Raw genomic sequence first — 22,615 nt, 5'->3', positions numbered from 1 at the left:
ATGCCACGTCGCTCTGATCTCAACCATGTCCTGGTAATCGGCTCAGGGCCGATCGTCATCGGACAGGCCTGCGAGTTCGACTATTCGGGCACTCAGGCGTGCCGGGTGCTGCGATCCGAGGGTCTGCAGGTCAGCCTGGTCAACTCCAACCCGGCGACGATCATGACCGATCCCGAGTACGCCGACCACACCTATGTCGAGCCGATCACCCCGTCGTTCGTCGAGAAGGTGATCGCCCAGCAGGCCGAGCGCGGCAACAAGATCGACGCGCTGCTGGCCACCCTCGGCGGTCAGACCGCGCTCAACACCGCGGTCGCCCTGCACGAGAACGGGGTGCTCGAGAAATATGGCGTCGAGCTGATCGGCGCCGACTTCGAGGCCATCCAGCGTGGTGAGGACCGGCAGCGGTTCAAGGACATCGTTGCCAAGGTCGGTGGCGAATCTGCCCGTAGCCGGGTGTGTTTCACCATGGACGAGGTCCGCGAGACTGTCGCCGAACTCGGGCTGCCGGTCGTGGTGCGGCCGTCGTTCACCATGGGCGGGCTCGGTTCGGGCATGGCCGGGACCGTCGAGGACGTCGAGCGGATGGCCGGGGACGGCCTGGCCGCCTCGCCCAGCGCGAATGTGTTGATCGAGGAGTCCATCTACGGGTGGAAGGAATACGAGCTCGAGCTGATGCGTGACGGCCACGACAACGTCGTGGTGGTGTGCTCGATCGAGAACTTCGACCCGATGGGCGTGCACACCGGTGACTCGGTGACCGTGGCCCCGGCGATGACGCTCACCGACCGCGAATACCAGGTCATGCGTGATCTCGGCATCGCGATCCTGCGCGAGGTCGGCGTCGACACCGGTGGCTGCAACATCCAGTTCGCGGTCGACCCCCGTGACGGCCGGCTGATCGTCATCGAGATGAACCCGCGCGTATCGCGGTCCAGTGCCTTGGCGTCCAAGGCCACCGGCTTCCCGATCGCTAAGATCGCCGCCAAGCTGGCCATCGGGTACACGCTCGACGAGATCCTCAACGACATCACCAAGGAAACCCCGGCCTGTTTCGAGCCCACCCTGGACTACGTCGTCGTCAAGGCTCCGCGGTTCGCGTTCGAGAAGTTTCCGGGTGCCGATCCCACGCTGACCACCACCATGAAGTCGGTGGGCGAGGCGATGTCGTTGGGCCGCAACTTCATCGAAGCGCTCGGCAAAGTGATGCGCTCGCTGGAGACCAGCCGCGCCGGGTTCTGGACCTCGCCCGACTCGGATCTCACGGTCGAGGAGCTGCTCACCAACCTGCGCACGCCGACCGACGGCCGGCTCTACGACATCGAGCATGCCCTGCGGCTGGGCGCCAGTGTCGAAGACGTCGCGGAGGCCTCAGGCGTCGACCCGTGGTTCGTCGATCAGATCGCCTCACTGGTTGCGCTGCGCGCTGAACTCGTCGATGCCCCGGTGCTGGACGAGGCGCTGCTGCGGCGGGCCAAGCACAGTGGGCTTTCAGACCGTCAGATCGCGGCGCTGCGACCGGAACTGGCCGGCGAAAGCGGTGTCCGCACGCTGCGGGAACGCCTGGGCGTCCACCCGGTGTACAAGACCGTCGACACGTGCGCGGCCGAGTTCGACGCCAAGACGCCGTACCACTACAGCAGCTACGAACTCGACCCGGCCGCCGAGACCGAGGTCGCGCCGCAGACCGAGAAGCCCAAGGTGCTGATCCTGGGTTCCGGCCCCAACCGGATCGGGCAGGGCATCGAATTCGATTACAGCTGTGTGCATGCCGCCACCACGCTCAGCGCGGCCGGGTTCGAGACCGTGATGGTCAACTGCAACCCCGAGACGGTGTCCACCGACTACGACACCGCTGACCGGTTGTACTTCGAACCGCTGACGTTCGAGGACGTGCTGGAGGTCTACTACGCCGAACAAGCTTCCGGCGCAGGCGGACCGGGTGTCGTGGGGGTCATCGTGCAGCTTGGCGGGCAGACCCCGCTCGGGCTGGCCGAACGGTTGGAGAAGGCCGGTGTCCCGATCGTGGGCACCAGCCCCAAGGCCATCGACCTGGCCGAGGACCGTGGCGCCTTCGGTGAGGTGCTGACCACCGCCGGGCTGCCCGCACCCCGGTTCGGCACCGCCACCAGCTTCGAGCAGGCCCGCCGAATCGCCGCCGACATCGGTTATCCGGTGCTGGTACGGCCGTCCTACGTGCTCGGCGGGCGCGGCATGGAGATCGTCTACGACGAAGAGACCCTGCAGGGCTACATCACCCGTGCCACGCAACTGTCGCCGGAACATCCGGTGCTGGTGGACCGGTTCCTGGAAGACGCCATCGAGATCGACGTCGACGCGCTGTGCGACGGCACCGAGGTGTACCTGGGCGGTGTCATGGAGCACATCGAGGAGGCCGGTATCCACTCCGGCGACTCGGCCTGTGCGCTGCCGCCGGTGACGCTGGGCCGCAGCGACATCGAAGCCGTGCGTCGCGCCACCGAGGCCATCGCGCACGGCATCGGCGTGGTCGGGCTGCTCAACGTCCAGTACGCACTCAAGGACGATGTGCTCTACGTACTGGAGGCCAATCCGCGGGCGAGCCGCACGGTGCCGTTCGTGTCCAAGGCCACCGCGGTGCCATTGGCCAAGGCCTGCGCACGGGTGATGCTGGGCGCCACCATCGCCGAGCTGCGTGAGGAAGGCATCCTGGCGCGTACCGGTGACGGTGCGACCATCGCGCGCAACGCCCCGGTGGCGGTCAAGGAGGCCGTGCTGCCGTTCCACCGGTTCCGCAGAGCCGATGGCGCACAGATCGATTCGCTGCTCGGACCGGAGATGAAGTCGACCGGCGAGGTCATGGGGATCGACCATGACTTCGGCACTGCGTTCGCCAAAAGCCAGACGGCGGCGTACGGGTCGCTCCCAGCGCAGGGCACCGTGTTCGTATCGGTGGCCAACCGGGACAAGCGCTCGCTGGTGTTCCCGGTGAAACGCCTCGCCGATCTTGGATTCCGCGTACTGGCCACCGAAGGTACGGCAGAGACGCTGCGCCGCAACGGTATTCCGTGTGACGAGGTCCGCAAGCACTTCGAGGAGCCGCGCGGAGACCACCCGCTGCCTTCGGCGGTCGACGTGATCAAGGCCGGCGAGGTCAACATGGTGATCAACACGCCGTACGGCAACTCCGGGCCGCGTGTCGACGGTTATGAGATCCGTTCGGCCGCGGTGTCGATGAACATTCCGTGCGTTACCACGGTGCAGGGCGCCTCAGCGGCCGTGCAGGGCATCGAGGCAGGCATCCGCGGTGATATCGGCGTGATGAGCCTGCAGGAGCTGCACAGCGCCCTGGAAACGGGCTAGCCATGGCCGGATTCGGCGAACGGCTGACCGCGGCGGTTGCGCGACGGGGCCCGCTGTGCCCCGGCATCGATCCGCATCCCGAGTTGTTGCGGGCTTGGGGTCTGGATGCCGACGTCGAGGGGCTGCGGAGGTTCTGCGACATCTGCATGACGGCGTTCACCGACTTCGCGATCGTCAAACCGCAGGTGGCCTTCTTCGAGGCTTACGGTGCGGCAGGTTTCGCTGTCTTGGAGGACACCATGGCGGCGCTGCGCGAAGCCGGGGTGCTCGTGCTGGCCGATGCCAAACGCGGCGACATCGGCTCCACGATGGCTGCATACGCGGCGGCCTGGGCGGGTGACTCGCCGTTGGCCGCCGATGCGGTGACCGCCTCGCCATATCTGGGGTTCGGTTCGCTGCAGCCGTTGCTGGACACTGCGGTGGCAAACGGTCGCGGTGTGTTCGTTCTCGCCGCCACGTCCAACCCGGAGGGTGCGGGCGTGCAGCGTGCGCTGGTCGGGGATCACACCGACCGCACTGTGGCGCAATCGATCGTCGACGCGGTGTCCGAGGCGAACCGGATCGCCGGTGGTTCGTTGGGTGTCGTCGTGGGTGCCACCGTGACCGAGCCGCCAGACCTGAGCAGCTTGCGCGGTCCCGTGCTGGTACCGGGGGTCGGGGCGCAGGGCGGCCGTGCGGAGTCGCTCGGCGGCCTCGGGGGCGCACAACAGTTGTTGCCCGCGGTGTCACGTGAGGTGCTGCGCGCGGGCCCCGCGGTCGAAGAGTTGCGGGCGGCCGCCGAGCGGATGCGCGACGCGGTCGCTTATCTGACCTGACGCGGTACCTCGTGCGTCGCAACAGAACCCGCCGTGCGGACGGCGGGCCGCCGTATTCGACGACCCGCCGCCAACCGGCGATGGTCCTGTCACCCGATCACAGCGGGATCCAGATGCCGAACAGCCAGAAGCCCCAGGCGTTGTACCCCTGGTCGAACACCGGGGTCACCCAGCTGCCGTTGTAGTTGAACGGTTGGTGGTCCCAGCGGCCCTGGTCGATCCCACGCCAGCCGAGATTCGGCGGTGGAGGTGGTGGCGGATCCCACCGGTGATCGCCGCCGTGGTCGTCACCGCCCTGCCAGCCTCCCGGGCCACGATCAGGCCCGCCCGGACCCCCGGGCCCACCCTGCCAGTTCCCGGGTCCGCCAGGGCCACGATCGGGCCCACCAGGGCCGCGGTCGGGTCCGCCTGGTCCCCGATCAGGACCGCCGGGCCCGTGGTCAGGCCCGCCGGGGCCCTGGCAGTTTCCGAAATTGCACGGCGGCGGACCCGGTTGGGCGGCGGCGACCCCTGTACCCAAGGTCAGGGCCGCCGCGCTGACCGCGACAGTCACGGCCGATGCGCAGGTCAGACGCTTGATATCCATGTCCAGCTTCCCTCCGAATGGAGTGTTGTACCCGACATCGCCGACGTTATTTAGCTATGCTGTGTATTAGCTTTGTCGGGGCTAGGCGGGCGTTAGGCATCACATGGGCGGTGGGTTGTCGTGGTTGTCACGCGGCTTCCCCGACACGCCCGACACGCCGTGACCAGCGAAAATTTTCTCGGTTTCGCGCTGCGTCCGGTGATCGCCGCTTGTCGTGACGGCGGCATGCTTGTACCAGATCGGCTGCAGCACGCGCGAAAACCTTTGATGCGCAAAGATATTCGCATCCGCCGACGTAACCGAGAGCGCACTCGGCTGCATTGGACCCGATTTCGGCGTATCACCACGGCGCACTACACGCTGGGCTTTTAGTTCTGTAACCAGGGGGTGGGGTTAGCTTTCGTCAGCCCGCGTGGGTACGGTCGTCGTCGCTGGCTGGTTCGCATTCCAGCCGAACAACACAAGTGATGGCCGAAGAGAAATCGCCAGGAGACGGAGGAACCGTGGCCCTTCCCCAGTTGACCGACGAACAGCGCGCGGCAGCGTTGGAGAAGGCTGCTGCCGCACGTCGAGCGCGAGCCGAACTGAAGGAACGGCTCAAGCGCGGCGGCACCAACCTCAAGCAGGTGCTCACCGACGCTGAGACCGACGAGGTCTTGGGCAAGATGAAGGTTTCCGCGCTGCTGGAGGCCCTGCCCAAGGTTGGCAAGGTCAAGGCACAGGAGATCATGACCGAACTGGAGATCGCTCCGACCCGCCGGTTGCGCGGCCTCGGCGACCGGCAGCGCAAGGCCCTGCTGGAGAAGTTCGATCAGTCCTGAGGCGCACAGATTGAGCGCCGGCCGAGGGACCGGACATCACGTGGGCGATGAGTCCGCTGGCACAGCCCGTGTCGTGGTGTTGTCCGGTCCCTCTGCCGTCGGGAAGTCCACCGTGGTCCGTTGCCTACGGGAACGGCTTCCCGACCTGTATTTCTCCGTCTCCGTCACGACGAGGGCCCCGCGGCCCGGTGAGGTGGACGGAGTCGACTACTTCTTCGTCAGCCCCGAGCGATTCCAGGAGTTGATCGAGACCGGAGCTCTGCTGGAATGGGCCGAGATCCACGGTGGCCTGCATCGATCGGGTACCCCCGGGCAACCGGTGCGGGACGCCACCCGGGCGGGGCATCCGGTGCTGATCGAGGTCGATCTGGCCGGTGCCAAGGCCGTCAAACAGGCCATGCCCGAGGTCATCACGGTCTTCCTCGCGCCGCCCAGCTGGGACGAACTGGTGAGCCGATTGTCCGGGCGGGGCACCGAGACCCCCGAGGTGATGGCCAGGCGCCTGCAGACAGCTCGGGCCGAAATGGCCGCTCAGGGTGACTTTGACCAGGTCGTGGTGAACCGCCGGTTGGATTCGGCATGCGCCGAATTGGTATCCTTGCTGGTGGGCCAGAACTGACCTGGGCCTCATGCCCGAATCGACCGGGCCCGGGAGTTACCCGCCACTAATCCAGAAGCATTCACGTATAACCGCCAGGAGACCTTTTCGTGAGCACCCCGCATGCCGATGCGCAGCTGACCGCTGTGGGCGGCTTGGGCACCGATTCATCCGCCGTCAGCGCTTATGACACGCCGCTGGGCATCACAAACCCGCCCATCGACGAGTTGCTGGACCGCGCGTCGAGCAAGTACGCCCTGGTGATCTACGCCGCCAAGCGCGCACGTCAGATCAACGATTACTACAACCAACTCGGCGACGGCATTCTCGAATATGTCGGCCCGCTGGTCGAGCCAGGCCTGCAGGAGAAGCCGCTGTCCATCGCGATGCGGGAGATCCACGAGGATCTGCTCGAGCACACCGAGGGCGAATAACCAGGCACGGGCCGGCTCGTGAGTGCGCGCAAGCGAATCGTTGTCGGGGTCGCCGGCGGTATCGCCGCGTACAAGGCATGCACGGTGGTCCGACAGCTGACTGAGGCCGGCCACTCCGTGCGAGTGGCTCCGACTGAGTCGGCGCTGCGGTTCGTCGGCGCTGCCACTTTCGAGGCGTTGTCGGGTAATCCGGTGCACACCGGTGTGTTCGAAGACGTGCACGAGGTCCCACACGTGCGGATCGGTCAGGAGGCCGATCTGGTCGTCGTCGCGCCGGCCACCGCAGATCTGTTGGCCCGCGCCGTCGCGGGCCGGGCCGACGATTTGTTGACCGCCACCCTGCTGACCGCGCGATGTCCGGTGCTGTTCGCGCCTGCCATGCACACCGAGATGTGGTTTCATCCGGCGACCGTCGACAATGTCGCGACGCTGCGCCGGCGAGGCGCTGTGGTGCTGGAGCCGGCGTCGGGTCGGCTGACCGGATCGGACAGCGGCGCGGGCCGCCTGCCCGAGGCCGAGGAGATCACCACCCTGGCCCAGTTGCTGCTCGATCGCGGCGACGCCCTGCCCTATGACCTGTCCGGCGTCAAGGCCCTGGTGACCGCAGGCGGTACCCGAGAACCTCTCGACCCGGTGCGCTTCATCGGTAACCGCAGTTCGGGGAAGCAGGGCTACGCCATGGCGCGGGTGATGGCCCAGCGCGGTGCCGAGGTGACGCTCATCGCCGGCAATACCGCGGGGCTGATCGACCCGGCCGGCGTAGACGTGGTGCACATCGGTTCAGCGACTCAGCTGCGCGACGCGGTGTCCAAGTACGCCTCGGGCGTGAACGTCCTGGTGATGGCGGCCGCGGTGGCCGATTTCCGGCCCGCCCATGTGGCTACCAGCAAGATCAAGAAGGGCAAAACGGAGCCGAGCTCGATCGATCTGGTCCGCAACGACGATGTGCTCGCGGGTGCGGTCCGGGCCCGGGCTGACGGGCAATTGCCAAACATGCGCGCGATCGTCGGGTTCGCCGCCGAGACCGGTGACGCCAATGGTGACGTGCTGTTCCATGCCAGGGCCAAACTGCAACGCAAGGGCTGTGACCTGCTCGTTGTCAACGCGGTGGGAGAGAACCGGGCGTTCGAAGTGGACCACAACGATGGATGGTTGCTGGGCTCAGATGGTACCGAAGCCGCCCTGGAACACGGATCGAAAACGCTGATGGCGACCCGTATCGTGGACTCGATTGCGGCTTTCCTGCGCAACCGCGCCGCCTGAGGGGACGTCGGATTCTCGGTGCGGGTAAGTCTTGCGCGACAGCGTCCCAGACGCTTGGGTTGCAAACTGGGCAGAGATATAATTTGCCTAACTAAGTTTTGTGTTTTGAACGGAAAGGAAGCAGACCGTGAGCGAAGGTCGCCTGTTTACCAGTGAGTCGGTAACCGAAGGGCATCCCGACAAGATCTGTGACGCGATCAGCGACTCTGTGCTCGACGCGCTGCTGGAGCAGGATCCGAAGTCGCGGGTCGCGGTGGAGACAATGGTCACCACCGGTCAGGTGCATGTCGCCGGCGAGGTCACCACCACGGCCTACGCCGACATCCCCAAGATTGTGCGCGACCGCATTCTGGAGATCGGCTACGACTCGTCCACCAAGGGTTTCGACGGCGCCTCGTGCGGCGTCAACGTCGCCATCGGTTCGCAGTCCCCGGACATCGCCCAGGGCGTCGACACCGCCTACGAGACCCGCGTCGAGGGCGAGCAGGATCCGCTGGACGCCCAGGGCGCGGGCGATCAGGGCCTGATGTTCGGTTACGCCATCAAGGACACCCCTGAGCTCATGCCGCTGCCCATCGCGCTGGCCCACCGACTGGCCCGCCGGCTGACCGAGGTCCGCAAGAACGGTGTGCTCGACTACCTGCGTCCCGACGGCAAGACCCAGGTCACCATCCAGTACGACGGCACGACACCGGTCCGGCTCGACACCGTGGTGCTGTCGACCCAACATGCCGACGGCATCGACTTGGACTCCACGCTGACCCCCGACATCCGCGAGAAGGTCGTCAACACCGTTCTCAACGACCTCGGGCACGAGTCGCTCGACACCTCCGACTACCGGCTGCTGGTCAACCCGACCGGCAAGTTCGTCCTCGGCGGCCCGATGGGCGACGCCGGTCTGACCGGCCGCAAGATCATCGTCGACACCTATGGCGGCTGGGCCCGTCACGGTGGCGGCGCGTTCTCCGGCAAGGATCCGTCGAAGGTGGACCGCTCGGCCGCGTACGCGATGCGATGGGTGGCCAAGAATGTCGTCGCCGCGGGCCTGGCGGAGCGCGTCGAGGTCCAGGTGGCCTACGCGATCGGCAAGGCCGCTCCGGTCGGGCTGTTCGTCGAGACCTTCGGCACCGAGACCGTGGATCCCGCGCGCATCGAGAAGGCCATCAGCAGTGTGTTCGACCTCCGGCCCGGCGCGATCATCCGCGACCTGGATCTGCTTCGCCCGATCTATGCGCAGACAGCAGCCTACGGACACTTCGGTCGCACCGACATCGAGCTGCCCTGGGAGCAGCTCGACAAGGTCGACGACCTGAAGGCGTCGGTCTAGTTTCTTCTGCCGAGCAGACACGCAGGCCTCCGACACGCCGGTGTTCGGGGGCCTGCGTGTCTGCTCGCGCCATTGGGTGACGCGGTCTCTTTCGCGCCCAGATTCTTTGCTGTGTGCTGGGCCACACAGCGTCAACACAGATGCAGCCCAGTGCTTTCCCATCGCAATTAACCAGGATGTTCCGGTTGCTACTTACCCAATCGGAAGGACCCTATGCGAATGACGATCGAATCTCAGCCGGCGACGACCTGGCGTCGGCGGGCAGCGCTCGCTCTCGGCATGGCTGCGCTGGCGGGTACGTTCGCGGTGGCGTGCGGCTCACACGGCTCAAGCCCGGAGAAGACCTCGACCACCACGACGACACCGACCACGACGGCGACCACCGCCGATGACAGCAGTGGCTCGTCAGGCGGCAGCGGCGGGGACGGTCGCCATCACGCGGGCGGTGAGGGGCAGGCGCCGGCTACCGATACCGTCACGCAGACCGACACAGCTACTGCGACCGCCACACAAACCGAGACCGAGACGTCCACGCAGACCGTGCCGCAGCGTCCGGCCGGGCAGGAACAGCGTCCCAATGAGCAGGACCAGTATGGCGGTGGGCACAACCAGTACGGCGGGCAGACCCAGTCGAACCAGCGGTCCGGCGGTCACTGACGCCGATGACTGCCTGGTGAATCGATAGTCGACGAGATCGAAGCTGCGGCTGTGTCAGTACGCCTCAGGGGTACTGACACAGCCGCAGCGACGCATCGAACTTGAGATGGGCGTGCATCGAAAAGCAGTGAGCGGCTGGACAATCGCCGCCCGCGCTTCTTAGCGCGAGAGCGGGCTGTAGAACACCAGACCGTTGCCCTTGTTGTCGTAGACCACGGCGCGGCGTTCGTGAGCGTCGTCGTAAGGGCCTGTCACGATGCCGCCGCCGCTGTCCTCAACAGCTTTCGCCGCGGCGTCGACATCGGCGGTCTTGATACCGACCACGACCTTCCCGGGTATCGGGTGATCCACCGCGGTCGCGAGAGCCACGGTGACCGGCCCGCCGTCCAGGGCTGCGAAGTGGGCGCCATCGCGGAACTTCAATGCCATACCCAGGGTTTCGCTGTAGAACCGGATCGATTCATCTAGGTCGTCCGTCGACAGGATGATCATCTTCACTTCGTGATCGCTCAACAGTGCCTCCTCAGCTCGCCCCCAGAGTAAACGGGCCCGGCATCGCGGCCGGTCGACTTGCCGAATCCCGTGCGTAGTCAGTCGTGCAGCGCCGCTCGCAGCGCTGCCATCGCCCGGTCGGAGGCCTCGGTCGCGGCGGGCACCACCCCCACGTATCCGAGGTAGCCGTGTACCAGCGTCTCGGCGTTGTGCAACTCGACGGGCACGCCGGCCGCCCGGAGCAGCTCGGCGTAGCGGGCACCGTCGTCGCGCAACGGGTCGTAACCCGCGGTGGCGATGTAGGCCGGCGGTAGATCGGCCAGGTTCTCGGCTCGCGCCGGCAGCAGGGTGGCCGGGGGCTGAGCCAAGTCGACGTCCTTGCTGACGTACCACTTGGTGAATCCCTTGACCGCGGCGAGGTCGAGGACCGGCGCCTCGGCGTTCTCCGTGAACGACGGCAGCGAAGTATCGCCGGTGGTGGCCGGGTACCAGAGCAGCTGGAACCGGATCGCCGGGCCGCCCGCATCCCGCGCCAGCTGCGCCACGACCGCACTGAGGTTGCCGCCTGCCGAATCCCCGGCGACGGCCAGCCGGTCTGGGTCGGCATCCAGTTCGGCGGCGTGCTCGGCCACCCACCGGGTCGCGGCCCAGGCGTCGTCGACGGCGGCCGGGTAGGGATGTTCGGGCGCCAGCCGGTAAGCCACCGACACCACCACTGCGTCCGCGCCTACCGCGTGCTCGCGGGCCGTGCCGTCGTAGGTGTCCAGATCGCCCACTGACCAGCCGCCGCCGTGGATGAACACCACCACCGGCAGCGTCACCCCGTCGGCCGTCGGCGGCCGGTACACCCGCACCGGGATCGGGCCTGCCGGGCCCTCGATCGTGCGGTCCTCGGTCGTGACCTCGGGGTGGACATTGCGGCGTGGCAGTGCGCTGAACTGCCGTCGGGCCTCGTCGACGCCGTTGGCGGTGGAGAGTTTGAACGGCACCAGCTGCAGTACCTTCTGCAGGATGGCATCGACCGCCGGTTTCTCGTCAGCAACAGACACTCCGTCACCGTACGCACACCGGTGCGCAGCATGGCTGTGGACCGCCGCCGCGGTGGTCGGAGCCTGCTACGGGTTGTTCGCCGGGATGTCAGGGCGTTCTGGTACATCGGCGTCGTGACGACGACGCGGCAGGCCGCCGAGCACGAGCCCATCGCGCGGGTGCTGCCGATGCTGTCAGTGCCACACCTGGACCGTGAGTTCGACTATCTGGTCGCGGCCGAGCAGTCCGACGATGCGCAGCCCGGGGTGCGGGTGCGGGTGCGGTTCAACGGCCGGCTGGTCGACGCGTTCGTGCTGGAGCGGCGCTCGGACACCGATCACACCGGCAAGTTGGGCTGGCTGGACCGCGTGGTCTCGCCGGAAACAGTGCTCACCGCCGAGATCCGGCGGCTCGTCGACGCCGTAGCGGCGCGTTACGCGGGTACGCGTGCGGATGTCCTGCGCCTGGCAGTCCCGCCACGCCACGCCACCGTGGAAAAACAGATACCGGCCGAACCAGATCCGCTGCCGGAGGCTGCCGTCGACACCGGTGGCTGGGCGCGTTACGGGCGCGGCGAGCAGTTCCTGATGGCATTGCAGGACCGGCGGGCCGCCCGCGCCGTGTGGCAGGCGCTGCCCGGGGAACACTGGCCGCGGCGGCTGGCCGAAGCCGCGGCGGTGGCGGTCGGCGCCGGACAGGGCGTGCTGGCGGTCATGCCCGACCAGCGCGACGTCGACGCGCTGTACGCGGCGGCGGTCGAACATGTTCCGGCGTCGCGCGTGGCGGCGTTGTCGGCCGGGCTGGGCCCGGCGCAGCGGTACCGACGCTGGCTATCGGTGCTGCGCGGGGACGCCCGGCTGGTGATCGGCACCCGTAGTGCGGTGTTCGCCCCGGTCCGCGATCTCGGCCTGGTACTGGTGTGGGACGACGGCGATGACAACCTCGCCGAGCCGCGCGCACCCTACCCGCACGCTCGCGAGGTGGCGATGCTGCGCGCGCACCAATTGCGTTGTGCAGCGATGATCGGCGGCTACGCCCGCACCGCGGAAGCTCAGGCCCTGGTGCGTACCCGGTGGGCTCACGACCTGGTGGCCGCCCGGCCGGTGGTGCGGTCGGCCGCGGCTCGGATCGTGGCCATCGAAGACAGCGGGTACGCCCAGGAACGCGATCCAGCCGCACGGACCGCACGGCTGCCGTCGATGGCGCTGCAGGCCGCTCGTTCGGCATTGCAGGCGGAGCGCCCCGTACTGGTTCAAGTGCCCCGCCGCGGCTATGTTCCGGCGCTGGCTTGTGCGCGCTGCCGCACGATCGCCCGGTGCCGGCACTGCACAGGCCCGATGGCCCTGCCCGATCGCGACAGTGCGGCCGCCGAATGCCGGTGGTGCGGGCGACCTGAACCGGCACTGCGGTGTGCGCGCTGCGGTTCGGACGCGGTACGCGCCGTCGTCGTCGGTGCCCGCCGCACCGCCGAGGAACTCGGACGGGCGTTCCCGGGCGTCAGCGTGATCACCTCCAGTGGTGACGACGTGGTGGCCGCTGTCGGTGGCGGGCCGGCGCTGGTGGTCTCGACGCCGGGCGCCGAACCGGTCGCCGAAGGGGGCTACGGCGCCGCGCTGTTGCTCGACGGCTGGGCGCTGCTGGGCCGGCAGGACCTGCGTGCCGCCGAAGACACCCTGCGGCGGTGGATGGCGGCTGCTGCCCTTGTGCGCCCACGCAGCGACGGTGGCGCGGTCGCGGTGGTGGCCGAGGCGACGATACCCACCGTGCAGGCCCTGATCCGCTGGGACCCCGTCGGCCAGGCCGATGCCGAACTCGATGCCCGCAGTGAGGTGGGGCTGCCGCCCGCGGTGCACATGGCCGCGGTCGACGGCACCGGGCCGGCGGTGACCGCGCTGTTGGACTCCGCACAACTGCCCGATTCGGCCGAACTGCTCGGGCCGGTCGAGTTGCCCCCGGGTGCGCGGCGACCGCCTGGAGTCGACCCGGATGCCGACGTGACCCGCATGCTGGTCCGCGTGCCACGCGACGATGGGCTGGCGCTGTCGGCCGCGCTGCGCCGCGCGACGGCCGTGCTCAGCGCGCGACGCGAGCAGGAACCATCCCGCGTCCAAATCGACTCGTTGCACATCGGCTGATCCAGCAAACAAACTCTGACCTGCATATCCGTTGGGGCACAATCAGTTTCGCCTGCCAAGGAGTGCACTCAGGTTGCGCGAGAAAAGCGGTTTCGCGCAGGCTGGATGGGTAGCTAAGGGGTAGGTTTCAGCAAACATACAGGTCGGGGGCAATTTTCGCCCTCAGTATGAAAAGCTCTGCGCCAGCGTTGAATCCCTCACGATTCGTTTGCTCAATTCAGTTCACAAGGGTCACAACTGGATTGGAGAAGGTCAACATGGCGAAAAAAGGTCACAGAGCGTGGGGCTCGATCAAAAAGCAACCGACGAAACGGCCTAGCTTTCAGGCAAGTTTCAACGGGCCGGATGGTCGCAGGCACTACGCACCGCGCATCTTTACCGACAAGATGAGCGCTGAGGCTTGGCTTTTGAATGAGAAGATCTACATTGATCGCTGCGAGGGAACCGGCGAACGGTGGCGCACTGTCGAGGAACGCGAGAACGAAAAGAAAGCTAAGGCCCTGGGGTTCATCGAATACGGTTCCAAGGTGATCGCACAGCGCAAGCTCAAAGACACAAGCCGCGATCTGTATCAGGACAAGTGGGACAAGCTGATCGTTCCGGCATTCGAACACGTAGCCGTCAAAGACATGTCAACTGAGGCTGTGCGGGATTGGTTTGCAAGTTTGGGCACTGAGTACCCCACACGCAACGCACAGCCCAATCAGAGGCTGCACACCAATAATCACGTGCATCAAACTCGGGGCGGTTCACTATGTTGGCGCTACGCGCTGCGATGATTCGTTGCGTGTCGTGGTTGGTGGAGTGGTTGAAGGCCTTGGATTGGTCGCACTGGGACAGCGTTGTTAGCGCAACCGTCGGCGTGACGGTCCTTGCAGGTATTGCGTGGGCGGCGATCAAATTTGTGTTGAACCCGCTGGCTGTGTGGTTGGGCCGTCGCAGGGCACAAGCGAAGCTCTTGGATCAACTGGCTTGCGGAAGCTCAGTCGAGTACGTCGAATCACTGTTCGGTGTGGCGCAATTCGTCGGTCAACGTGGCGGCAACGAGACGAGAACCTACCGCCTTGCGGGAGCCTGGGTGATTATTGAGATTCGTGACCGTGCCGTGTTTTCGTACTCGATTACTGTCACCAATCCACGGATGCATTACAACACAAAGCGGCTGACATTCAATATGCTGAAAATCAGGCTTGGAAAAGATAAGTTCCCTAAGCGCGGTATTGGTTATGGGGGAGAGCATTTGTGGGTCGCAATACGATTGCGACATGGGTATGTGCAGCATTACAACCTTCGGGAAGCTGGCGCGATGCAGTTCTACTGGCTGTCCCATAATCAAGCGGGTGCGGGCCAGTTTTACGAAGATTTCTCATATGCCGATAGGGGAAGCGGTGTATTCGCGCACGATCATTCGGGTGAAGGTGAACCAATTGATGCATCTGGCATCACTGTGAATACCTTGACGGTCGCGTCTCCTGAACTTATTCATACAGAGACTGGCGCTTTCCTCGCAATTGATGAATCGGAAGTGAAGTTGGCGTCAGCGGTGCGCCCGCCTTTGAAGGGTACCCGTCGATATCGGCTGGGCTTGAAATGGTTCAAACTGAAGGGGTGGGCCTTGCGCGCTTTAGCCTCGATCGGATTTCGAAAATGAGCAATGTCAAGGAGTGGCCGATCAGTAAGTCATTCCTTAGCTACGGCCTTTGGGTGCAACGCCTGCTAGTAGGAATGGTTGTTGCGGGATTCATATCAGTAGCATTTGGCGCATTCACTGATTTCGCGCCAGATGATTGGTCGCAGAATCTAGGTTTCGTAACAAACATCTGGGCGGGGTTGACTGGGTTTCTTATTGGTGTTCCATTTGCTTTGGTCGCATTAGCGACCATGACCGCTCAGCGTGAAGAGTAAGCGACGCTTGATCGAGTTAATAGATTATCCCAAAATGCTTGGTATACATTCCGCGATCTTTCCTTGAAGTTTGCGTCTAATGAGCGATTCAGACTGGTGCAAATGCAAGCCCGTGATGTAAAAACGCTTACGATGAAGTATCCGGTTCTGTTGAACAGTACTTGAAGCATGTTCGCGGCGAGTCTGTGGAATTTGATGACGAATACGGCCTACAGCTTGGCGATAAAGTTGAGTATATGAGAGTTGCGGCAGGGAAACTGAGGGTTGCGATAAACGATGTAATGGAGCCAATTGGCCATGATACTGAGAAAGAATGGGCCCAACTGCAAAGTGCGTGGCGCGTACTTGATCAATACGTGAGGCTTCAGCGGCTAGAACAAGGGCTTAAGTGGATCGGCGATGAATCCGATTCGGGTCTACAAAAGTGGATGGCGGGCACCGGCAATCCGTTGCAAGATCTACTGGACGCTATCCACATACGTACATATACTCCGACGCTATCCCTCGCAGCCGATAATATTTCGGACGCCGTGGAGACGTTGAATTCCTACATCTATACGAATAATACGGAACGAACCGAATTGTTGTTGGAAATTGGGAACGTATTTACCGCTGAACGTGGGCGCCGCTACAACGTCCTTCGTGATGCAGCACATCTATTCATCCTTGAACTTCCAAGGCTTGTGCACCAAGTTGAGCTAGCGAACTGGCCCCAGAGTGAATCGAGACCACGCACAGCGGAGGCTATTGAAGCTGACCCGACAAGCCATAGATTCCTTGCTTATATTGCGACAGAGGAGGGTCGCAAGGAATTCGAGAAGAAGGTTCGTGAAGCGTTAGCGAATGCTTATCATGAAAAGCTTCGTAGATGCCCCAAAGGTAATCGGAGTGGCTCAGACCTTCGGTAATGCGCGCCTATTTGGTCGCGATTCGGTCGATGTAGCGTTCAACCTCGTTTGCGTCCACCTTGACCAAGCGGCCTCCTTTGTAGCCGGCGAACCGACCGTTGGCAATCAATGCTCTGACCGTGTTGGGGGAGACGTTGAGCTGTTCGGCGGCTTGTTTGGTGGAAATGAGCTGGCGCTTTGAAACCTGTTGTGCAGGTTGATTCTTCCGCATAATCTTTAAACCCTTCGAATGTTGGCGTGATCGATTGGATAGCCAACGCTCTAGGGGGTAGCGTTCTCAGGTAATTTGAATACCTGCGTGCTGAATTCGGCGCTTACCGTGGCGCAATTCCGGCGGGCTAGGCCGAACAATTCGAGAATAGCAGAATGCGTGAAAATGCGTGATGTGCGCAGGGACTCGCCGGGGGCCGGGTGGCTAACCGATCGGGCAGGAGCAAAGCGAACACGGATGGGTAGCGGAAGGGTAGAAGGTCCGCCCACCAAGCCGAAACCGTCTATTAATGCAGGTCAAAGTGCTAAATGGTAGGGTGCGTATCCAAATCGACCCGATGCACATAGGGTAGGCGGGACATCGCGCCAGCACATCGGTGCGCCGGACGGGAGGCGTAATGCGTCGGGTTCTGGCCTGGTCGCTCACGTTGGCGCTCATCGTGTTTGGACTGCTGTGGCCGACGTTCTGGCCCAGCGGCGGTGGCGCGGCCGCAACTGACGACCCGGTGGTCATCACCGACTACGCGGCGGATCTTTCAATCGGCGCCGACGGGCAGCTCACCGCCGTCGAGACCATCACGGCGAATTTCCCGAGCGGACGCCACGGACTCTTCCGGTATTGGGATGTGGCCAACCCGAACAACCCCCGGCTGCGTCAGCCACCGACCGTCACCTCGATCCGGCTCGATGGGGCACCGGCGGAGTATCGGCTGCTCGACGAGGACGGCGGTCGGTTCGCGGTGGCCAAGATCGGCGATCCGGACCGCACCCTGGACTACGGCAGCCACGTGTTCGAGATCCGCTACACCATCGACGGTGTGCTGGACCCTGGGCGCATCGGCGCCGACCGACGATTCGCAGGATCCGTCGGTGAGCCGAATTCCGCGTCCGCGTTCTACTGGAATGTCGTCGCCCCCGCCTGGAACAACCGGATCGACCGCGTCACGGTCAGGCTCACGCTGCCGGCCGCGGCCACCGGCGCGCAGTGCAGCGTCGGCTACGGCGTCGGCCGTGCCTGCGAGGCGCTGACCACCTCGGGTGACACCGTTCGGCTCACCGCTGCCGACCTCGATCCGCACACCCCGGTCACGCTGCGCGCCGGTGTCGACGTGCCCACTCCGCCGCAGGTCACCCTGCCGTGGCCGTACACCTGGGACCGGGTGCTGGGCCGGTCCGTATCCGGGGTGATCTGGGTGGCAGCACTGACGGTGGCGCTCGGCCTGGCCGGGTTCTTCTGGACGCGCCGCACCGATGAGCCGCCGCCCGGCTTCCCGCTGCAGTACGCACCACCGGAAGGGATCGGGCCCGTACAGGCCGAATACATTCGCACCGAAGCGGTTCCCAAGAGCGCGCTGACGGCGACGCTGTTCTATCTCGCCGAGCGCGGCCTGGTTGAGTTGCGGCAGGTCAACGCCGACCAATGGATGATCCGCGGCCTGGTCAACCACGCGGCGTGGGCCAACGTCGACCCCGTCGGGTCCGCAGTGGCGTCCGCGCTCAAGGTCAACTACACCGGCGCCGAGTTCCGTGCCAAAAAGTCGGTGAGCTCCGGCGAGAAACTCAACAAGGCCAAGACCGACCTGGCCACCGCCGTACGTAGGTGGGCCTTCGACAGTGGGCTTTTGGTCAGGCAGCGCGCGGAACTGTGGCTACGCGTCGCCAACGCCGTGGCATTGGTCGCGGCGCTGTGCGGATTCCTGGTGTGGTTCGGCGCCACCGCGACCATGTGGGGTCTGCCGTTCGCAGTGTTCTTCGTCCTCACGGCACGCTCGTGGCGCGCCGGGGTGGGCACCCGGCGCACCCCCGCGGGACGTGAACTCTGGTCGCGGGTGGGCGGATTCCATCGGCTGTTGTCCACGGATTCGGCCGAGACCCGGTTCGATTTCGCTGCGCGCAAGGATCTCTACACCGCCTACATCCCTTTCGCGGTGGCTGCTGGGACCGCGGCACTGTGGGCCAAGAAGTATCAGGACGTCACGGGTACGGTTGCCCCGCAACCGGATTGGTACCACGCGTCGTCGAATAGCAGTTGGGGTGTCGCCGACGGATCCGGCGGATCAGGCTTCGACAGTTTCGATTCGGCGCTGTCGTCATCGATCGGTGCCTACACCGCATCGCAGTCATCGTCGTCGTCGTCCTCGAGCGGCGGAGGGTCCAGCGGTGGTGGAGGCGGCGGTGGTGGAGGCGGAGGCGGAGGTTCATGGTGACGGTGGTGCTGGTCGCGGTGCTGGTGCTCGCTGTGCTCGTGTTGTTCGGTTTTGTGGTGGGCTACAACAAGATTCGTACAGCGGATATCGCCGTGTCCGAGGCGCTCAGCGGGATCGACGTCGAACTGACCCGTCGTGCCGCGCTTATCCCGGCCCTGGTGCACACCGTGCAGAGCTTCGCCGTGCATGAGCAGGCGATCCTTGACCGGGTGAGCGCTGCGCGGGCCGCCCTGACCTCGGCGACCGGAGGCAAGTCGGTCGCCCAGCGCAGCGCGGCCGAGCAGAATCTGGACAGCGCCCTGGCAGGCGTGTTGGCGCTGGGCACGTCCTACCCGCAGCTCAACTCGTCGAACAACTTTCTGGACCTGCAGAAGAACCTGACCGATACAGAGAACAAGCTGGCCTTTGCCCGCCAGTACTACAACGACGCGGTGGCCACATTGAACCGCTTGGTCGGCACCATCCCCTGGATGTACGTGGCGCCGCTCGCCGGGGTCTCCGAACGCGAGTACTACCAGACGCCGAAGTAGCCTTCGGGCCGCCACTACACTGGCGCAGTGCGACTCGTCTTTGCCGGAACCCCCGAACCCGCGCTGCCGTCGCTGCGCCGATTCATCGACTCGCCGCGCCACGAGGTCATCGCCGTGCTCACCCGCCCGGACGCCGCCGCGGGCCGCCGGGGAAAGCCCGCGCCGTCGCCGGTGGCGAAGCTGGCGCTGGAGCACGATATCCCGTTGCTGCGGCCGGCGCGGCCCAACGATGACGAATTCGTCGCCGAGCTGACCGAACTGGCCCCAGACTGCTGCGCCGTAGTGGCCTACGGTGCTCTGCTGAGCCGGCGTCTGCTGGCGGTCCCGGCGCGGGGCTGGGTCAATCTGCATTTCTCGCTGCTGCCGGCGTGGCGCGGTGCGGCACCGGTGCAGGCAGCGATCGGGGCGGGCGACACCGTGACCGGCGCGACCACGTTCCTCATCGAACCGGCGTTGGATTCGGGCCCCGTCTACGGCGTGGTCACCGAGGCTGTCGGCAGCTCCGACACCGCGGGCGATCTGCTTGGCCGCCTTGCCGTTTCGGGTGCGGCGCTGCTGGAGGCCACGATCGACGGGATCGCCGACGGCTCGCTGGCCGCGGTGCCGCAACCGACTGACGGCATCACCGTCGCGCCGAAGATCACCGTGGAGTCGGCCAAGGTGCGCTGGGATCTGCCCGCCCATGTCGTCGACCGCCACATCCGCGCGGTCACACCCAACCCGGGCGCCTGGACGACGATTGGCGACCAGCGAGTCAAGGTCGGGCCGGTGACGGTGGTCGAGGATGCAGATCCGTTGGCGCCGGGCGTGATCGAGGTGCACCGCAAGGATGTGGTGGTGGGCACGGGTTCTCAGCCGGTGCGGCTGGGCCAGATCCAGCCGCCGGGCAAGAAACTCATGAACGCCGCTGACTGGGCGCGGGGCGCCCGGCTCGACGAGTCGGTGCGGGCCTCATGACCCGCCCCGACAAACGGCCACCCCAACGCAAGCGGCAGCCGCGGCGCACCCCGCTGGACCCGGCACGGCGGGCGGCGTTCGATGTGTTGCGCGCGGTGTCCGAACGCGACTCCTACGCCAACCTGGCGCTGCCCGCATTGCTGACCGAACGCAAAATCGAGGGCCGCGACGCGGCTTTCGCCACTGAACTGACCTACGGCGCCTGCCGCGCCCGCGGACTGCTCGACGCGGTGATCGAAAGGGCAGCCGGGCGGCCCACCGATCGCATCGACCCCGTATTGCTCGATCTGCTGCGGCTGGGCGCCTACCAGCTGCTGCGTACCCGGGTCGAGCCGCACGCCGCGGTATCCACCACCGTCGACCAGGCTGGCATCGAATTCGACACGGCCAGAGCCGGTTTCGTCAACGGAGTGATGCGCACCATCGCCTCGCGCGATGAGCAGGCCTGGGCCGACGAGCTGGCCCCGGCGGCGGCCACCGACCCGGTCGGCCACTCGGCGTTCGTGCACGCCCACCCGCGGTGGATCGCCCAGGCGTTCACCGACGCGCTCGGTGCGCGAGCCAGTGAACTCGACGCCTTGCTGACCAGCGACGACGAGCGTCCACTGGTGCATCTGGCGGCCCGGCCCGGCGCGTTGACGGCCGACGAACTCGCCGAACAGTCCGGCGGCACCGTCGGCAAGTATTCGCCGTACGCGGTGTATCTGCCCGGCGGCGATCCCGGTCGGCTCAGCGCCATCCGCGACGGCGCCGCACAGGTTCAGGACGAGGGTAGCCAGTTGGTGGCCCGGGCACTGACGCTGGCCGAGCTCGACGGACCCGACACGGGGCGGTGGCTGGATCTGTGCGCCGGACCAGGTGGCAAGACCGCGCTGCTGGCCGCGATGGGGGCGGCCTCGGGCGCCAGCATCACCGCCGTCGAGCCGGGGGAGCGCCGCGCTGACCTGGTCGAGGACAACACCCGCGGCCTCGATGTCGACGTGCGCAGGGTGGACGGCCGCGAGTCGGGCCTCACACCAGGCTTCGACCGGGTGCTCGTCGATGCGCCCTGCACGGGCCTCGGTGCGCTGCGGCGCCGCCCGGAGGCCCGCTGGCGTCGCGCACCCGGCGACGTGCCCGGCCTGGCGAAACTGCAGAAGGAGCTGCTGGCCGCGGCGATCAAGCTGACTCGACCGGGCGGGGTCGTGCTCTATGCGACTTGTTCCCCGCACCTGGCCGAGACGATCGGTGTGGTGGCCGACGCGGTCCGACGGCATCCGGTGACCGCGCTGGACACCCGAGAGCTGTTCGCCCCGGCGGACGACCTCGGCGCCGGGCCGTACGTGCAGCTGTGGCCGCACCGGCACGGCACCGACGCGATGTTCGCCGCGGCCCTGAGGGTGCGATGAGCGCACCGTCGACCGACACAATGATGCGTCTGGCAATCGAGCAAGCGAACGGGGTCAAGGGCACCACCTATCCCAATCCGCCTGTCGGCGCGGTCATCATCGACCGCGACGGTCAGGTGGCCGGGGTCGGTGCCACCCAGCCGCCCGGCGGGCCGCACGCCGAGGTGATGGCGTTGCGCCGGGCCGGGCAGCGTGCGCTTGGCGGCACCGCGGTGGTCACCCTGGAGCCGTGCAATCACCACGGCCGCACCCCGCCGTGTGTGGATGCGCTTGTGGCAGCGGGTGTTTCGAAGGTGGTGTATGCCGTCTCCGATCCCAACAAGGTGGCGGCCGGCGGCGCGGCGCGGCTGACCGAGGCGGGCATCGAGGTGGTGCCCGAAGTGCTGGCCGATGACGTCTCGCGTGGTCCGCTGCGGGAATGGCTGCACAAGCAGCGCACCGGCCTGCCGCACGTCACCTGGAAGTTCGCCACCAGCGTGGACGGCCGTAGCGCCGCTGCCGACGGATCCAGCCAGTGGATCACCAGCCCGGCGGCTCGCGCCGACGTGCACCGCAGGCGCGCGGTGATCGATGCCATCGTGGTCGGCACCGGCACAGTGTTCGCCGACGATCCGGCGCTCACGGCGCGCCTGGCCGACGGCAGCCTCGCCGAGCATCAGCCGCTACGCGTCGTGGTCGGCTATCGCGAGGTTTCTCCGGAAGCCAAAGTGCTCAACGATGATTCGCGCACGATGGTGATCCGCACGCATGATCCGCACGAGGTGATCAAGTTCCTCGCCGACCGCACCGATGTGCTGCTCGAGGGCGGTCCGACGTTGGCGGGTGCGTTCCTGCGCGCCGGTGTGGTCAACCGCATCGTCGCCTATGTAGCACCGATCCTGTTGGGCGGCCCGATCACCGCGGTCGACGATGTCGGTGTGCTCAGCATCGTCCATGCCCAGCGGTGGCGCTTCGACGGGATCGAGCCGATCGGCCCCGACGTGCTGCTCAGCCTCGTACCCGGCTGAGAGC

The 22,615-nt window shown here is 65.9% G+C and carries 23 protein-coding genes; 18 read left to right on the top strand and 5 right to left on the bottom strand.

Annotated elements, in window-relative coordinates:
• Positions 1-3,342 carry a carbamoyl-phosphate synthase large subunit gene (carB, locus tag B133_RS0108195; RefSeq protein ID WP_018600300.1) on the top strand — a complete coding sequence of 1,114 codons (3,342 nt, stop codon included), beginning with the start codon at positions 1-3 and terminating at the stop codon, positions 3,340-3,342.
• A 2-nt stretch (positions 3,343-3,344) separates the two neighbouring features.
• On the top strand, positions 3,345-4,157 hold the full coding sequence (pyrF, locus tag B133_RS0108190) for an orotidine-5'-phosphate decarboxylase (RefSeq protein WP_018600299.1): 813 nt from the start codon (positions 3,345-3,347) through the stop codon (positions 4,155-4,157).
• A gap of 97 nt (positions 4,158-4,254) precedes the next feature.
• Here pyrF and B133_RS0108185 read toward each other — a convergent pair whose 3' ends face one another.
• Together B133_RS0108185 and B133_RS24345 are read right to left on the bottom strand one after the other, a co-directional pair.
• Complete coding sequence (locus tag B133_RS0108185; protein WP_018600298.1) at positions 4,255-4,743, bottom strand: hypothetical protein; 489 nt, start codon at positions 4,741-4,743, stop codon at positions 4,255-4,257.
• A 99-nt stretch (positions 4,744-4,842) separates the two neighbouring features.
• Positions 4,843-4,995 carry a hypothetical protein gene (locus B133_RS24345; protein WP_018600296.1) on the bottom strand — a complete coding sequence of 51 codons (153 nt, stop codon included), beginning with the start codon at positions 4,993-4,995 and terminating at the stop codon, positions 4,843-4,845.
• 251 nt (positions 4,996-5,246) lie between these two features.
• On the opposite strand from B133_RS24345, the gene mihF reads away from it, so the two are divergent.
• The 6 genes from mihF (at position 5,247) to B133_RS0108150 (ending at position 9,843) form a co-directional block, all read left to right on the top strand.
• Positions 5,247-5,564 carry an integration host factor, actinobacterial type gene (gene mihF, locus B133_RS0108175; RefSeq protein ID WP_026256136.1) on the top strand — a complete coding sequence of 106 codons (318 nt, stop codon included), beginning with the start codon at positions 5,247-5,249 and terminating at the stop codon, positions 5,562-5,564.
• 40 nt (positions 5,565-5,604) lie between these two features.
• Complete coding sequence (gene gmk, locus B133_RS0108170; RefSeq protein WP_018600294.1) at positions 5,605-6,183, top strand: guanylate kinase; 579 nt, start codon at positions 5,605-5,607, stop codon at positions 6,181-6,183.
• An 89-nt stretch (positions 6,184-6,272) separates the two neighbouring features.
• The gene (gene rpoZ, locus B133_RS0108165; protein WP_018600293.1) at positions 6,273-6,596 is read left to right on the top strand and encodes a DNA-directed RNA polymerase subunit omega; all 324 of its coding nucleotides are present in this window, start codon (positions 6,273-6,275) and stop codon (positions 6,594-6,596) included.
• A gap of 18 nt (positions 6,597-6,614) precedes the next feature.
• Positions 6,615-7,859 (top strand): bifunctional phosphopantothenoylcysteine decarboxylase/phosphopantothenate--cysteine ligase CoaBC, encoded by a 1,245-nt coding sequence (gene coaBC, locus B133_RS0108160; protein WP_018600291.1) that lies wholly within the window; start codon positions 6,615-6,617, stop codon positions 7,857-7,859.
• Between the two features lie 127 nt (positions 7,860-7,986).
• Positions 7,987-9,186, top strand: a complete 1,200-nt coding sequence (metK, locus tag B133_RS0108155; protein ID WP_018600290.1) for a methionine adenosyltransferase — start codon at positions 7,987-7,989, stop codon at positions 9,184-9,186.
• A 219-nt stretch (positions 9,187-9,405) separates the two neighbouring features.
• Positions 9,406-9,843, top strand: coding sequence for a hypothetical protein (locus B133_RS0108150; RefSeq protein ID WP_018600288.1), 438 nt, complete (start codon positions 9,406-9,408; stop codon positions 9,841-9,843).
• Positions 9,844-10,002: 159 nt separating this feature from the next.
• Here the strand turns inward: B133_RS0108150 and B133_RS0108145 are convergent, their stop codons facing one another.
• Both B133_RS0108145 and B133_RS0108140 read right to left on the bottom strand, forming a co-directional pair.
• Positions 10,003-10,356, bottom strand: a complete 354-nt coding sequence (locus tag B133_RS0108145; RefSeq protein WP_026256135.1) for a VOC family protein — start codon at positions 10,354-10,356, stop codon at positions 10,003-10,005.
• Positions 10,357-10,433: 77 nt separating this feature from the next.
• A complete protein-coding gene (locus tag B133_RS0108140; RefSeq protein ID WP_018600283.1) occupies positions 10,434-11,384 on the bottom strand; it encodes an alpha/beta hydrolase in 951 nt (316 codons plus the stop codon).
• 168 nt (positions 11,385-11,552) lie between these two features.
• On the opposite strand from B133_RS0108140, the gene B133_RS0108135 reads away from it, so the two are divergent.
• From B133_RS0108135 to B133_RS24330, 5 genes are all read left to right on the top strand, one after another.
• Positions 11,553-13,499, top strand: a complete 1,947-nt coding sequence (locus B133_RS0108135) for a primosomal protein N' (RefSeq protein WP_232423356.1) — start codon at positions 11,553-11,555, stop codon at positions 13,497-13,499.
• Between the two features lie 257 nt (positions 13,500-13,756).
• On the top strand, positions 13,757-14,278 hold the full coding sequence (locus tag B133_RS22525; protein ID WP_157625819.1) for a hypothetical protein: 522 nt from the start codon (positions 13,757-13,759) through the stop codon (positions 14,276-14,278).
• 8 nt (positions 14,279-14,286) lie between these two features.
• Entirely contained in the window at positions 14,287-15,150 is an 864-nt protein-coding gene (locus B133_RS24340) for an ETEC_3214 domain-containing protein (protein ID WP_157625817.1), read from the top strand.
• On the top strand, positions 15,147-15,404 hold the full coding sequence (locus tag B133_RS24335; protein WP_157625815.1) for a hypothetical protein: 258 nt from the start codon (positions 15,147-15,149) through the stop codon (positions 15,402-15,404). The genes B133_RS24340 and B133_RS24335 overlap by 4 nt, the downstream gene beginning before the upstream one ends.
• A gap of 185 nt (positions 15,405-15,589) precedes the next feature.
• Complete coding sequence (locus B133_RS24330) at positions 15,590-16,312, top strand: hypothetical protein (protein WP_157625813.1); 723 nt, start codon at positions 15,590-15,592, stop codon at positions 16,310-16,312.
• Positions 16,313-16,319: 7 nt separating this feature from the next.
• Here the strand turns inward: B133_RS24330 and B133_RS0108125 are convergent, their stop codons facing one another.
• On the bottom strand, positions 16,320-16,523 hold the full coding sequence (locus B133_RS0108125) for a helix-turn-helix domain-containing protein (protein ID WP_018600276.1): 204 nt from the start codon (positions 16,521-16,523) through the stop codon (positions 16,320-16,322).
• Between the two features lie 397 nt (positions 16,524-16,920).
• Here B133_RS0108125 and B133_RS0108120 point away from each other — a divergent pair, with 397 nt between their 5' ends.
• Genes B133_RS0108120 through ribD form a run of 5 tightly spaced genes read left to right on the top strand, consistent with a single transcriptional unit; the run spans position 16,921 to position 22,611 of the window.
• On the top strand, positions 16,921-18,729 hold the full coding sequence (locus B133_RS0108120; protein ID WP_018600274.1) for a DUF2207 domain-containing protein: 1,809 nt from the start codon (positions 16,921-16,923) through the stop codon (positions 18,727-18,729).
• Positions 18,723-19,259, top strand: coding sequence for a LemA family protein (locus B133_RS0108115; RefSeq protein ID WP_018600271.1), 537 nt, complete (start codon positions 18,723-18,725; stop codon positions 19,257-19,259). The genes B133_RS0108120 and B133_RS0108115 overlap by 7 nt, the downstream gene beginning before the upstream one ends.
• Before the next feature lie 27 nt (positions 19,260-19,286).
• Positions 19,287-20,216 carry a methionyl-tRNA formyltransferase gene (gene fmt / locus B133_RS0108110; protein WP_018600270.1) on the top strand — a complete coding sequence of 310 codons (930 nt, stop codon included), beginning with the start codon at positions 19,287-19,289 and terminating at the stop codon, positions 20,214-20,216.
• Complete coding sequence (locus B133_RS0108105) at positions 20,213-21,604, top strand: RsmB/NOP family class I SAM-dependent RNA methyltransferase (RefSeq protein ID WP_018600268.1); 1,392 nt, start codon at positions 20,213-20,215, stop codon at positions 21,602-21,604. The genes fmt and B133_RS0108105 overlap by 4 nt, the downstream gene beginning before the upstream one ends.
• Positions 21,601-22,611 carry a bifunctional diaminohydroxyphosphoribosylaminopyrimidine deaminase/5-amino-6-(5-phosphoribosylamino)uracil reductase RibD gene (gene ribD / locus B133_RS0108100; RefSeq protein ID WP_018600265.1) on the top strand — a complete coding sequence of 337 codons (1,011 nt, stop codon included), beginning with the start codon at positions 21,601-21,603 and terminating at the stop codon, positions 22,609-22,611. The genes B133_RS0108105 and ribD overlap by 4 nt, the downstream gene beginning before the upstream one ends.
• Positions 22,612-22,615: the final 4 nt, after the last annotated feature.

Source organism: Mycobacterium sp. 155 (assembly GCF_000373905.1).
Classification (GTDB): domain Bacteria; phylum Actinomycetota; class Actinomycetes; order Mycobacteriales; family Mycobacteriaceae; genus Mycobacterium.
The sequence above is the reverse complement of the archived record's forward strand: the minus strand, read 5'-3'. Positions and strand labels throughout refer to the sequence as shown.